The 12,810-nt window shown below is 52.1% G+C and carries 15 protein-coding genes and 1 pseudogene; 8 read left to right on the forward strand and 8 right to left on the reverse strand.

From position 1 onward, the window contains the following. Positions 1-98 precede the first annotated feature (98 nt). Positions 99-959 (reverse strand): MBL fold metallo-hydrolase, encoded by an 861-nt coding sequence (locus tag BM022_RS13620; protein ID WP_091140168.1) that lies wholly within the window; start codon positions 957-959, stop codon positions 99-101. Between the two features lie 154 nt (positions 960-1,113). Between BM022_RS13620 and BM022_RS13625 the strand changes: the two genes are divergently transcribed. The 5 genes from BM022_RS13625 (at position 1,114) to BM022_RS13645 (ending at position 4,630) form a co-directional block, all read left to right on the forward strand. Further along, complete coding sequence (locus tag BM022_RS13625; protein ID WP_091140170.1) at positions 1,114-1,542, forward strand: YeeE/YedE family protein; 429 nt, start codon at positions 1,114-1,116, stop codon at positions 1,540-1,542. Between the two features lie 33 nt (positions 1,543-1,575). Beyond that, positions 1,576-2,058, forward strand: a complete 483-nt coding sequence (locus BM022_RS13630) for a DUF6691 family protein (RefSeq protein WP_371264339.1) — start codon at positions 1,576-1,578, stop codon at positions 2,056-2,058. A gap of 165 nt (positions 2,059-2,223) precedes the next feature. After that, positions 2,224-2,481 carry an ArsR/SmtB family transcription factor gene (locus BM022_RS13635; protein ID WP_091140173.1) on the forward strand — a complete coding sequence of 86 codons (258 nt, stop codon included), beginning with the start codon at positions 2,224-2,226 and terminating at the stop codon, positions 2,479-2,481. 42 nt (positions 2,482-2,523) lie between these two features. Continuing rightward, positions 2,524-3,801 carry an NAD(P)/FAD-dependent oxidoreductase gene (locus BM022_RS13640; RefSeq protein WP_091140174.1) on the forward strand — a complete coding sequence of 426 codons (1,278 nt, stop codon included), beginning with the start codon at positions 2,524-2,526 and terminating at the stop codon, positions 3,799-3,801. 7 nt (positions 3,802-3,808) lie between these two features. Continuing rightward, entirely contained in the window at positions 3,809-4,630 is an 822-nt protein-coding gene (locus tag BM022_RS13645) for a sulfite exporter TauE/SafE family protein (RefSeq protein ID WP_091140176.1), read from the forward strand. Positions 4,631-4,861: 231 nt separating this feature from the next. Here BM022_RS13645 and BM022_RS13650 read toward each other — a convergent pair whose 3' ends face one another. From BM022_RS13650 to BM022_RS13665, 3 genes are all read right to left on the reverse strand, one after another. Further along, entirely contained in the window at positions 4,862-6,553 is a 1,692-nt protein-coding gene (locus BM022_RS13650; RefSeq protein ID WP_091140178.1) for a multicopper oxidase family protein, read from the reverse strand. Positions 6,554-6,676: 123 nt separating this feature from the next. After that, positions 6,677-7,027: a BON domain-containing protein gene (locus BM022_RS13655; RefSeq protein WP_091140190.1), complete on the reverse strand. Its 351-nt coding sequence runs from the start codon at positions 7,025-7,027 to the stop codon at positions 6,677-6,679. 490 nt (positions 7,028-7,517) lie between these two features. Further along, complete coding sequence (locus BM022_RS13665) at positions 7,518-8,657, reverse strand: glutaredoxin family protein (protein WP_091140181.1); 1,140 nt, start codon at positions 8,655-8,657, stop codon at positions 7,518-7,520. Between the two features lie 82 nt (positions 8,658-8,739). On the opposite strand from BM022_RS13665, the gene BM022_RS13670 reads away from it, so the two are divergent. Beyond that, positions 8,740-9,633 carry a cation diffusion facilitator family transporter gene (locus BM022_RS13670; RefSeq protein ID WP_091140182.1) on the forward strand — a complete coding sequence of 298 codons (894 nt, stop codon included), beginning with the start codon at positions 8,740-8,742 and terminating at the stop codon, positions 9,631-9,633. A gap of 468 nt (positions 9,634-10,101) precedes the next feature. After that, positions 10,102-10,311: a hypothetical protein gene (locus tag BM022_RS13675; protein WP_091140184.1), complete on the forward strand. Its 210-nt coding sequence runs from the start codon at positions 10,102-10,104 to the stop codon at positions 10,309-10,311. Here BM022_RS13675 and BM022_RS13680 read toward each other — a convergent pair. The 3 genes and pseudogenes from BM022_RS13680 to BM022_RS16500 form a co-directional block, all read right to left on the reverse strand. Further along, the gene (locus BM022_RS13680; protein ID WP_091140185.1) at positions 10,302-10,502 is read right to left on the reverse strand and encodes a LysR family transcriptional regulator; all 201 of its coding nucleotides are present in this window, start codon (positions 10,500-10,502) and stop codon (positions 10,302-10,304) included. The genes BM022_RS13675 and BM022_RS13680 overlap by 10 nt on opposite strands. A gap of 126 nt (positions 10,503-10,628) precedes the next feature. Beyond that, the gene (locus BM022_RS13685) at positions 10,629-11,243 is read right to left on the reverse strand and encodes a cytochrome P460 family protein (RefSeq protein WP_256209187.1); all 615 of its coding nucleotides are present in this window, start codon (positions 11,241-11,243) and stop codon (positions 10,629-10,631) included. A 1-nt stretch (position 11,244) separates the two neighbouring features. After that, positions 11,245-11,663, reverse strand: a pseudogene (locus BM022_RS16500) (cytochrome P460 family protein). Between the two features lie 367 nt (positions 11,664-12,030). On the opposite strand from BM022_RS16500, the gene BM022_RS15615 reads away from it, so the two are divergent. Further along, complete coding sequence (locus tag BM022_RS15615) at positions 12,031-12,261, forward strand: hypothetical protein (protein WP_177191737.1); 231 nt, start codon at positions 12,031-12,033, stop codon at positions 12,259-12,261. Positions 12,262-12,396: 135 nt separating this feature from the next. Here the strand turns inward: BM022_RS15615 and BM022_RS15280 are convergent, their stop codons facing one another. Beyond that, on the reverse strand, positions 12,397-12,612 hold the full coding sequence (locus BM022_RS15280) for a hypothetical protein (RefSeq protein ID WP_143079591.1): 216 nt from the start codon (positions 12,610-12,612) through the stop codon (positions 12,397-12,399). Between the last annotated feature and the right edge of the window lie 198 nt (positions 12,613-12,810).

Consider the following 12,810-nt stretch of genomic DNA (forward strand, 5'->3'; position numbering starts at 1 on the left):
GCCAATGCTGATAGATCAAGTATCCCCAGGCGGTTAGAACGAGCGCTAGCAGGGAGGCTGCCGCCTGATGGACCTTACCCCTAAGTCACGGAGGTCGATCAGATCAGATTTAGAGGTATCTTCAGATAAGAGACGCCGTTCTCTTCCAGGGGTGGCATCTGTCCTGCCCGTATATTAACCTGCACGGATGGGAGCAGGAGCGTCGGCATCGCCAGCGTGCGGTCGCGCGCAGTTCTCAGGGCGACAAACTCATCTTCAGAAACGCCGTCATGTACGTGTATGTTACTTACGCGTTGTTCTGCGACCGTTGTTTCCCAGCGAGGCCCTCGACTGGGAGGCAGATAGTCGTGGCACATGAACAAGCGTGTTTCGGGCGGGAGATCAAGCAATTTTCGAATCGACCGGAATAGCCGGCGCGCGTCGCCTCCGGGAAAATCGGCGCGTGCCGTCCCCAAGTCTGGCATGAAAAGCGTGTCGCCAACAAAGACGGCATCTTCACATTGATACGACAGATCGGCAGGGGTATGGCCGGGGGTGAAAATGACTTTTGCGGTCAGTTTGCCGATTGTCAAAACCTCGCCGTCAGCCAATAAATGGTCGAAATTCTTGCCATCCGGTACGAACTCGGGCCCCAGATTGAATATTTTCTTGAAGGTTTGCTGCACCTCCGGAATTTCTTTTCCGATCGCTGTTTTACCGCCCAATTTCCTCCTGAGATAGGCGGCGGAACTGATGTGATCGGCGTGTGCATGTGTTTCCAGAATCCATTCCGTCGTGAGCCGCTTATCCATGATAAACGCGATCAGTTTATCTGCACCTCCAGTACTCGTTCTGCTCGCTTTGGGATCGTAATCAAGGACTGGGTCAATAATCGCGCACCGTCCGCCAGGCTGGTCGTAAACGACGTAGCTAACTGTCCCGGTTACGGGATCGAAAAATGCTTCGATGTTCGGCTTCATTACTGCTTCTCCTCTGCATGTTCGGTCACAGACATGCTATTCACATCCACTTGACAATACTATATCTATAGATATATTATCTGTCAATGAAATATAGAATAATATTATGTAGCTGAAGGAATAAAAGCAATCCCATATGTCAGAGGAGCAATGAATGGTAATTAATTGGGAGCAGTTCACCCCGTTGTCATCCCTGGCCGGGGGAGCAGCTATTGGGCTGGCAGTTGCATTTTTATTACTTTTAAATGGACGTATCGCCGGAATCTCCGGGATTGTTGGGGGATTATTTAGGGGGCAAAAGGGGGATCTGGGCTGGCGTATCGCTTTCGTATCAGGTCTTGTCGCAGCGCCTCTAGCTTGGCAGCTATTTATGGCCCTTCCCCCCATTGATATTGAAGGCAGCCATGGCCTGATGGCCGCAGCCGGTTTAATTGTGGGATTGGGCACGCGTTACGGCTCAGGTTGCACCAGCGGGCACGGTGTCTGCGGATTGTCGCGCCTGTCGCCACGCTCCATTGTCGCTACGCTGGTTTTTATGGGAACAGGCTTTACTGTTGTTTATCTTCTTCGGCACGTTTTTTAAACATAGAGCAGGTGGGGGGCAAAAATCACCATTATTACGGCATTGCTATCAGGTCTGATTTTCGGCTTGGGACTGATTTTGGCGGGAATGGCAAATCCCGCCAAGGTGCTGGCCTTTCTCGATATCGCGGGACCATGGGACCCCTCTCTCTCGCTCGTGATGGGCGGAGCAGTAGCGATCGCTTCCCTGGCCTTTGCTCTGGCTCGCAGGCGCAACCGTAGCTATCTGGGGCTTACGATTAACCTGCCCACTTCACAAGTTATTGATAAGCGCCTTCTTCTGGGTAGCCTTGCGTTCGGTATCGGCTGGGGCATGGCGGGAATATGTCCGGGACCAGCCTTGGTGTTATTAGGGATCAGCCATGCAAAAGCAGTTGTCTTTGTAGGATCGATGCTGTTGGGAATGGGGATTTTTGAAGTGCTGCAGAAAAATCGTTTAGGCGATTTCCATCGAACCGGCAAGACCGGGAATTCCGGTGGAGCTTCCACGCAGCAGGATTCCCGTAAAGAAAGTTAGAAAGAGCCTTGAGGTTCCGACTCCTTATGTGGAAGAACAGCTCCCCGCACGAATTGCGAGTTTGGGTGTGCATCACAAGCCAAATATGAGAGGTCAACATTGAAACTGGAATCAGATTTTCCTGACATTGAGGCGATACGGGCATCAGCCTCAGAAGCTTGCCAAATGCTGAAAGTATTGGCAAACGAGGACAGACTGATCATTCTCTGCCAGCTGATCCAAGGCGAAAAAAATGTCGGCGAACTGGAGGCGCTGCTGGGCATCCGGCAACCAACGCTCTCGCAGCAATTAACGGTGCTCCGCGAGGAAGGCCTGGTAAGGACCGAGCGGAAAGGCAAGTACATTTTCTACAGTCTCGCCAGCCACGAAGTGGTTCAGATCATGCAGACCTTATACAGCATCTACTGTGGCCCCGACCGTTGATGCTAGGGGAATTCGGTAGAAATAACCCTAGGAGGAGAAACGATGAGCAAAGGATTACAGCAAGCAATAAGGGAACCGATCACCTCGGCCTGCGACTGGAACGGTATTTTTGATGTGGTCGTGATTGGCGGTGGCGCCGCAGGTATTGGCGTCACTGCAAGCCTTCTTCGCAGACGACCGTCACTAAGAATTGCCGTTGTGGAGCCGAATGACAAGCATTACTATCAGGCGGCATGGACCCTGGTGGGCGGAGGCGCGTTTGACGTTACCAAAACTGTTCAACCAATGTCCCGAGTCATGCCGAGGGGTGCACAGTGGATCCAGGGCGCAGCTGCTGAACTTGACCCGGAATCAAATATTGTCCGCTTGGCCGATGGCAGGTCTATCAGCTATACGCAGCTGATCGTGTGTCCTGGGCTTCGGTTGGCGTGGGAGAAGATCGAGGGCCTCGAAGAGACCCTTGGAAAAAACGGCGTGACATCCAATTACCGCTATGATTTAGCTCCCTATACGTGGTCTCTGGTGCGCAGCCTTAAAAGCGGAACCGCTCTTTTCACGCAGCCGCCGATGCCGATCAAATGTGCCGGAGCCCCACAGAAAGCAATGTATCTCTCCTGTGATCATTGGCTACGCCACAAGAGCCTGGCTAACATTGATGTCGAATTCAACAGCGCTGCGGCAGTGCTGTTCGGCGTTGCTGCATTCGTGCCACCACTGATGGAGTATGTGAAGCGCTATAAAGCCGATCTTGTACTCAACTCCACCCTCGTAAAGGTGGACGGCGAGCACAAGATTGCTTATTTCGATATTAAGAACGGCGAGGGAAAAGTAGAACGCGTAGAAAAGCCATTTGACATGCTCCATGTCGCTCCACCGCAAGTCGCACCAGACTTCCTGCGACACAGCCTACTGGCGGATTCCGCAGGATGGTGCGAAGTCAACCAGAAAACACTTCAACATCCGCGCTATCCCAACGTCTTTTCTCTGGGGGATGTGTGTTCCTCCCCCAATGCCAAAACAGCCGCCGCTGTGCGAAAGCAGATAGTTGTGGTTGCCGAAAATCTGCTAGCCGCAAAAGAGGGAAGGGGACTTGCCCTCTGTTACGATGGCTATGGCTCCTGCCCATTGACAGTGGAAAAAGGCAAGGTCATTCTTGCCGAGTTCGGGTTCGGCGGTAAGTTGCTTCCGACCTTCCACCTCGACCCTACCGTTCCGCGCTTTCTCGCGTGGCTTTTAAAGGCCAGATTCCTGCCCTGGTTTTACTGGCATGGCTTCTTGAAAGGCCGCGAGTGGTTTGCAAGGCCGAGCGCATCAGCATGACAGGATTATGCTAACGATCGAGATAGCCAGCGCGCTCCTGGGTGCGCTGGCGGGCCTGATACTTGGGCTCACCGGAGCAGGCGGAGCCATCATCGCGGTGCCTCTGCTCATTTTTGGTTTGCATCTCACCGTGGTCGAAGCCGCTCCGATCGCCCTGTTTGCAGTAGGCGCTTCAGCCGCTATTGGGGCAATGATTGCCTGGAAAAAACGTAAACTGAGATATCGCGCTGCGGTTCTTATTGCGTTGGCAGGCGCGTTAGCATCGCCAATAGGAATATTTATTGCGCGGAAAATACCGGATGCTCCCTTGCTTCTGCTGTTCGCCGTAGTGCTGTTTTATGTCGCGTTTCAAATGTTTCGAGAGAGTATGAGAAGTTCGGCGGAGACGATGGAAGAGCATGCCTCGGCCCCCTGCCAGCTTGATGAGCTTGGTGGTCGGCTGATCTGGACCAACCCTTGCGCAAGGGCTCTGGCGCTGTCTGGCGTCGTTACTGGCTTTTTATCTGGATTGCTGGGGGTGGGGGGTGGATTTGTTATTGTTCCCGCACTCCGAAAAGCGAGCAATCTTTCTATGCAGCATATTGTTCCTACTTCGCTTGCCGTGATCGCGCTCGTTTCGGTCGCGGGCGTCGCATCCAGCGCCGCAGTCGGCGGACTCAACTGGCCAATCGCTGTGCCGTTTGTGATCGGGGCGGTCGCCGGCATGCTGCTCACGGGGGCATTCGCGCAACGTTTTTCGGGGCCGAGACTGCAGCAGGCTTTTGCCGTTTTGGCGGCGATTGTGGCAGCGAGTATGGTTGCCAAGGGAATCCTGGCTCTGGCAAGCTGAAAAGACTGATCGGCTTGATCGGTTTATCCACTTCTGCGCTAGTGCGCTACATCCTTATAAGGCCAACTTTAAATTCAACCTCTCCTACAAGGTTACAAAAAATTCATGTGAGGAGCACGAGATGCTTTCCTCATGCCTAGCTAAATTTCTGTCCGCCTTTCTGCTAATCGATCTTGCGTGCTTCTCTACGGAAAGAAGGAACAACTAACAATCAAGAGAAAGCTCGCATACTCAACTCACGTGGAAATTTCGCATCATACCCAGGTCTTCATGCTCGAGATTGTGACAATGGTAGAGGAACAGTCCGGTGTAATCTTCAAATGGTTTGATGATATCGATCTCCTCGCCGGGCATAACTAACACCGTATCTTTCCATCCGCTGTTAATGAACCCCTCCCGAACTGTCGCATAGCTGCCGGTGTCCCCATCGGTCATGGTTCGAGACACGACGCGAAACTGCTGACCATGTAGATGGATAGGATGTGGCATGGCCATCATTCCCATGCCGCCCATCCTGCCTCCCCTCATTCCACCCATGCCTCCACCCATCCCGCTTCCTTTCATTCCCCCCATTCCACCCATGCCTCCCCCCATTCCGCCAGGTTCGTTGGTTATGCGGATTTTCTGGATAGTGTTGACTGGAATCCTTTCGATATCCATTGTTTCAAACATTTCAAAAGATCTATCATTTAATTGGGCCGACATATGCCCCATGGTGGCAGCAATCGGAACGGGGCGATCCGGATTCGATACATCACGGTCAGTCAACTTGCGCATTTTGACAAGACTCTTCGGGAGCTTGGGCGATTCGCTGACCTTCTTGCTGATATGGAACTTCGCTACCGAAATCGATTCACCGAGGGCCGGTCCCCTCATCCTCATGCCCCTACCCATCCCGCCTCCCATACCTCCCATGCCCATCCTGCCTCCCATCCCCATTCCGCCCATTTGTGGCAGCTCATACTCGAGGCTGCGTAGCATCAGATCGGTTCCTGGCTTCCGGCCACTGAAATCGACCCATAATTCCACGCGCTCCGCGGGCGCAAGCATGATGTAAGGGCGGGTCTCGGGTGCCTCGAGCAACCCTCCATCAGTGCCGATAGCGGTTAATGGCGTGCCGTCTTCCCAGCCGAGTTTATAAATCCTCGAATTTGATCCATTGAATACGCGCACGCGATACGCTCTGGTTTTCACGGGAATGACGTGGTCAGCCTGGCCGTTGACCAGAATCGTATCCCCGAGGAAACCCGTCATCCTTTCATGCATGCCAAATATATATTGCAGTTGATTGCCGGCAGTGAAGCGGCGATCCTGAATGATGAGCGGTATATCGTATTCGCCGTCGGGCAAGCCCAGCTTCTGTTCCGCTTCGTCCGTTACCGTAATTAATCCGGCTTGACCTCGATAGACCTGCGGGCCTGTCATATCGTGGGGATGGGCATGATACCAATTTGTCCCCGCAGGATTCTTCACCTCAAATTCGTATACATATCTTTCGCCTGGGTCTATCACGGACATTGGATGTCCGTCCATTTTCTGGGGCACGTGCATGCCGTGCCAGTGCATAATCGATGGTTCGGGGAGCTTGTTGTAATAAAAAATCCGGACTTTCTGGCCGTGCGCAAGACGCATAATAGGTCCAAGATAGCCTGGCATCGTTTTTAATGCAGAATGAGGACCCCGTAGCACCTTGCCGTCGTATTTGAAAACGCTGGTATGGGCGCCGCGCAAAATTGGCACTTCGGCTACTCGCGCAACAAATTCTATTTCCACGTCCGGTTTGAATGCGGGATCGGGCTCGGTATTTAGAATGTATCTGTCTTCAGAGCGCGCGAAAGACGGTAATGCTGCGGCCGCTGCGGCAACTGTTCCGGCTAATGCATATTGCAGGAATTGACGTCGCCGGTAATCAAGGTCGGTCATCGTTTTCCTCTTGTCATCATTCTTGTATCAGACACTATGAAGCTCAGGGCCTACGATTATTCCCCCTCGTGACCGGGTGGAGGTTGGGTTTGCCTCTAATGCCATAATTTCCTCGGAATGGCACTAGTACTGCCATCTGAACTGCATCTCGTCTTTCACGTCTTTTACCCCCTCCACCCCGCGCGCGACTTCGACGGCTTTTTCCATGACGAGTATAGAACTTACTGCGCCCGTCAATCTGACCGTGCCTTGGTGCGTTTCGACGCCAATCCCTTCGTTCTTCAGCGACGGTTCTTTGTAAATGGCCACTTTCACCCTTGCTGTGATCGCGCTATCAACGTTTTCGTCCGTATTGGCCGCGTTCGTTTCCCCGATGGGTTCGCCCGTACCTATTTCCTGCCCAGCTATCGTTGAGCAACCGGGAAGTCCAATCATTAGAATGGCAAAGAAGAATACGACCAAGCGGTTGAACATGTTGAGTAAGGCAAGCGGAGGCACACTTATAATATAGGCCAGATATCACCTTATTGCATTTTCCATACTTCTTTTAAGTCAGAAGCCCCGGCACATTTGGGGGCCCGCTGTTATGTGAAGCCGGACCTCCGCTCTGTCTCGCAGGGGTATGCCGCCCTGGCGGCGGCATACCCGTCCGTGAGCGGTAACAACGGGCTGCTGCCCCTCTTCAAGTAAGGGGGTAAGAGGCCCCAGCTGCCTTGTCCCCGAACTTGGGGCCATTTTGCACGCCGGTGGCATAGCACGCGAAACAGACCTCTCCTCCCTGAACACCTGCTCTCGCGATTTGAGGCTCTGCGCTGAAATTGTGGTGGAAATACAAGTGGTCAACCTGAAAGTTAGCCGCTTTGCATTCAGAGCGACTAAGCCCTGAAAGCCTTTGGTTTTTAATGCTGGCCGTCGCCGTGGCGCCTGCCCTCGCCCCAACGTATGATCTGGGAAGCGCATCCACCTACACAAGCCACTCCGGACGCAAGATGAGAACCATGCCAAGTATCAGCATTACGGTGCCACTTAGAAGTTTTAGCCAGCGACCTGCGCGCTCCGTAAGCTTGCGGCTGCTCAATGCGATTACCGCGGCTGCAACCATCAGGCTGTCATCGGCTACGTAGCCCAGGATGTAAAGACCCAGGTAAGCATAATGCGCTGATGGGCTCAGGTCTTGCTGCGTAAGCACGGCGGTGTACATCGCCGGGAACCCCACAGTGCATAATAGTTCAATGAAATTCACCATGACAGCGAGGATGGCGACTGCTGTAAGCGATGGCATTAGCCTATCGGCGGCGAGCACTGCTCGCATTCGCACATATAAACCCGGTTTGGCAGAAGCGGGAATGGAAAACGAGAACCCATGCTCCCATGTGAAAAAATCCTTGATATTAACCCCTCCGATGGCCAGCGCCATACCCCCCAGCACCCAGCGCAAAGTGGTCGAAATGCCAATTGCCAGAAAGACATTGAGCCAGGCGGCCATGAAGGCATAATAAACCGCTCCGCTGACCAGGACGAAGGTCCCTGCGATTAAAGCCATCCGTTTGCGGTCATGAAGATGAACAAGCAGCGAAAGGAGAAACAGCAACACCCACATTGCGCAGGGATTGAAGCCGTCCAGTAGACCTATTACCAGCGTGAACAGCGGAAGGCCTAGTTGAGATGCGCTAAGCGTACCAAACAGTTCAGTCTTGACCTTGCCCGGACTAGACGAAGTTTGCTCGACCAAGGCTTCAAGCAACGGTCCTGTATGCCGTGCGTCGTCGAAGCCCACAAGCACTTTGCCGTTAAAGACGAAGGTCGGTACGCCCGGTGGCCATATCTGTGCATTTTGAAAATTCCGGATCAGATCGTCGCGGGCCATTGGATCATGATCTACTGAACGATAGATAATTCGCAGCCATGGTCGATTCCTGCGAAAATCAGAGAGAAACTCCTTGGCCTCGGCACAATGGGGACACCCATCTCTAACGAAGACCTCGAGAGTACTCTGTTGAGCGCTGGACTGGGCCTCATCGGTTGCAGCAGTCGTCAGGGGGGTCAACAACAGCAACGGCACTGTTAATGCCAGCAATCTCGGGATAAGCGTAAGAAACTGCATTCTATTGAAGCCCAGTGAGCTCGCCTTGTGGTATCAAAAGACTTTGGTGATCATAGACGCAATAGAGTTCGCTTAGCACCCTATGTTGCCTAACTCCCTTCAACGTTTTGCGTGGTTATCTATCTTCACCGCGCTGGCCACGATTCTTCTAAAGAGCCTGGCTTGGTGGCTGACCGGCTCGGTCGGCCTTCTTTCCGATGCCCTCGAGTCTGGTGTCAATCTTGCCGGCGCCTTGATGGCGCTGGCCATGCTCACGCTCGCGGCAATGCCCGCAGACGACAATCATCCCTATGGCCATGGCAAGGCTGAGTATTTTTCCAGCGCCTTTGAAGGCTTGCTGATTGTATTGGCCGCGATCAGCATCAGTTACGCGGCCGTCGTTCGTCTGCTGAATCCGCAAGCACTGGAAGATGTCGGAATTGGCCTGCTCGTGTCAGTAGCCGCCTCTGCCCTCAACCTGGCAACAGCCCGGACACTGTCGAGCGTGGGACGTCTCCATCATTCGATTAGTCTTGAGGCGGACGCCCAACACTTATTCACGGATGTGTGGACATCGGCGGGCGTCATTCTCGGGGTTGGATTGGTCTGGGTGACGGGGTGGTTATGGCTCGATCCCGTTATTGCGATATTGGTTGCTGCGAAAATTTTGCACACAGGCTGGCAATTGTTGCGTCGCTCCGCAGACGGTCTGATGGATGTCTCTCTGCCCACGGAAAGCTTAAACGTTATCGAAGAACTGATGAACTCTTATCGTCAAGAGGGTATAGATTTTGAGGCACTTCGTACACGTCAAGCCGGGGCGTATGCCTTTGCGAGTCTTCATGTGCTGGTGCCAGGCGACTGGACGGTACAGAAGGGGCATGACTACGCGGAGCGTATCGAGGCTGACTTGAAAGCGGCAGTGCCTCACTTACATGTCATAACGCACCTTGAGCCCAAGAACTATCCTGCCAATGATGGACGCACCGGTGGATAGGACGTGAAAATGGGGCATCATGAGTGCTGGGGGAAAGCCCTCAGCCTTTAAGGCAGGTCAAAGCTGCGAGGTGAAGGTGGATTGGATGCGCTGATGATAGGTGTCTCTAGTCCAGTAGCCCAAACTTACGCATAAGGTATTTCTCACATTCGAGTATCACCATCGCGATAATACCTACAGCAATTATCAGCGTACCGTCGGCTATACCCAGAGGTTTTGTTGCAAAAAGATGCTGCATGATCGGCAAATAGGAACGGACCCGTTAGGCTGACCATAAAATGGGTTTTCGGAGTTCTATGCCACTTTCAAAGCATGAGTCCCACTCGCTTTCAGTACAGAATGACAGCGCCTGAAGCAAGAGTCTGTGATAAAACTCACAACCCCTATTTGATTTAAACAATACCTCCTTCAGTTGCGATGTAACCGCGCAGTTACTCTGCCTCCAGCGACAGCAATACGGCGGTCTGGATGCAAATCAAGTTAGGGATTTCTTCGCGTACCGTGACCATGGCTTCAGGGAAGTTTTTTGATAGCGCCATTAATGTCCTTGGCAATATGAAAGGCGCGAGGGTTGGCAAAATGCCTATATTGACGGAACCGCCGCTACTGCTGTCGAAATCGCTGACCCGGCGTTTTGCATCCTCGACGTTCTTTAAAATGTTGCATGCCTACTCGTAAAATATATGGCCGGGATCGGTAAGAATCAGTTTGCCTTTCACTCGGCTGAACAATTTCCTTCCAATGCTCTCTTCCAGTTTTGCTAACTGCTGGCTGATTGAAGGTTGTGAAATAAAGCATTGCTCCGCGGCTTTGGTTATGCTGCAGGTTTTCACCACGGCGACGAAATACTTGAGTTGATGGAGTTGCATGAGCGCGCTGCTTTAGTTTGTGGATTTGGCTGAAGGTCTATTCCTGGTTTCTTATTTTTTCATCCGTAACTTGGAAAACTCCAGGATCGGACAATACTGGCCGCATTTTCCATAAGCAGAGGAATATTACCGATCAGGTTTGCTTAGCGTAGGGTAGCCTTCAACGTAAATCCAGTCGGTGTTTTTTGCTGGCATGTGACAGGGGAGACATTCAGTACGGTAGTTAGTGGTTACGCTTCGGTTTGAGCTGTCAGTTTTTATGAGTGCCCAACCCCATCCATCGCCCCAGACAGGATTGTTGGCAAAGCGGGCTTTGGTATCCTTGATCATTACAAACCATTGCTTGACGTCCCCTGTCGCATGGCTGACATTTTTGCCCGTAGTGTATGCGCCTGCGGTCGACGAACGCAATTCCTTGACCAAGGTGGCGCCGTCCGGAAATTTCCCGGTTTTACGATAGGCCTTCGCCGTTTCCGGTTCCGTGTAGACATCGTGAAAACCGCTGGCCTCGCCTTCCGGTACAAACAAGGAACCCAAATGGGTCATGGACAGCCGAAAATCATCGGGCAGCCGGATGTTGCCTGACTTGTCGACATATAAGGAAAAATTCCCTTTGTCGGCCACCGCTGTTCCAGCATGTACCAGCAACGCCATCGTAAAAAAAACTGCCGACAACAGAACAGTGACGGGTTCATTCCGATACAAATACGTCCCGTTTGCATTCCCTATCAAGCGTTTCATTTTATTTGCCTCCGACGGCATTCTCCGGGTTCCCCTTTCCGGCACGAAGAACAGAATAATATTGAGTGAATACAAAGTCATCCTGGGCGGATGCCTCGTGGCAACTATTGCAGTTCGCCGATGGCTGCGCATCGGCGGTCTTTTTTACTGATTTGTGGTCCTCGGTACTGAAACTGAAGTAAGCCCAGTTGCCGGGCTCATTGGGAAATTCGCGCTTGCTTTTTCTTGTCGCTTCCAAACCTATGAAGTCCCCATGAAATAGCCCTTTCCGCTTACTGCGGTCTTGCTGCCGACACTGGCCATCTCCTTGATAAGAATAGTACCGTCCCGAAATTTACCTGTTTTTTTCCAGTGTTGCCAACTCTCCGGGTCAATGTAAACGCTATGGAATTCCGGGAAGCTGGCCTTTCCGTTATTCATGTCATTCGGTGTGAGAGGTGTGCCCACGTAAATCCACCGCGAAATCCTGTCGGACGTTCCAGCACGCTATTTTTAATAGTGAAGTACTCTTTAGCAGAAACGCTCTTAGGTATTGAAAAAGGTCCCAACGCAACCAGGATCAATAAACCGATTAAATATTTGTTAGTTCTCATACCACTCCTCCTATCTGTTTTCAGATTACAAAGTGCTCGCGTCTTTGCAGCTTTCTTCGACGGCTCTTCATGAAGCAATCTGCATCGCTAACCCCATAGGCGCTCTTCGGAAATACAAGAACACGTAAGCATCATATTTGTGGACAGATGTTTTTTACCAATACTTATTTTCTATTGGCTATTAGGAATTACTTATGGTGGGAGAAGATGTGGTGATTTGGACGGGAGAGGGCATGAGCGTCAATGGCAACCTGCCGCCCTCAAGCGCGCTGCGGAACTGGACAAGGCGGCGAGGGCAATGCCACGAGAAGTATTTTCTAACTAGCTGGACGAGTCCGGGTTGTCCACAACTGGATCTCCCGGAGACGGGCCTGGATCGACTGGCCTCGGATCTATCGGCTTATTCGGATAGTATGTTGGATTAGGAAAAATGGTGAAAGCTAAAAATAGCAGCAGGCCGAAAAAGAACTGACGGAAGTAATAGGGCTTCGACAGGCCGCCGAATGTTTTTGCGATTACTGGATGCATTGCTTGTTAACAGCTGGCCTTCATGATGGACTTCACCAACCCAGCCCATCCACCAGAATATTTCTCCGGCGCCACGATGCGGCAAAGGTCTTGGGCCATACGCTCCATGCCCTCTTTGCTGTCGCCAAACGTGACAACGTATCTTTGCTGTCGCCAAACGTGACAACGTATATATCCGCCACGGCTCGCAAATGCCCTATGGCCTGATTGTGGGCTGCTTCTGCTCTATCTCTATCGGTGGTACTCATAACGGGCAAATTGCAATTTGCAATGTATTTCATATTTATCTAGGGGGGTATGATAGCAAGTGGCAGAAGTCCCCGGGATTGCCTTGTGAATGCCTATGTTAAGTGACGTCATCCCCAAAAACTAGGGCAGTTCTAAATTAGAGTAAAGTCGCATCTGGCTCCCTTATTGAAGGAGTTTGAAGCGATGAAGAGATCCCG

This window comes from Nitrosospira sp. Nsp14 (assembly GCF_900113575.1).
Lineage (GTDB): Bacteria > Pseudomonadota > Gammaproteobacteria > Burkholderiales > Nitrosomonadaceae > Nitrosospira.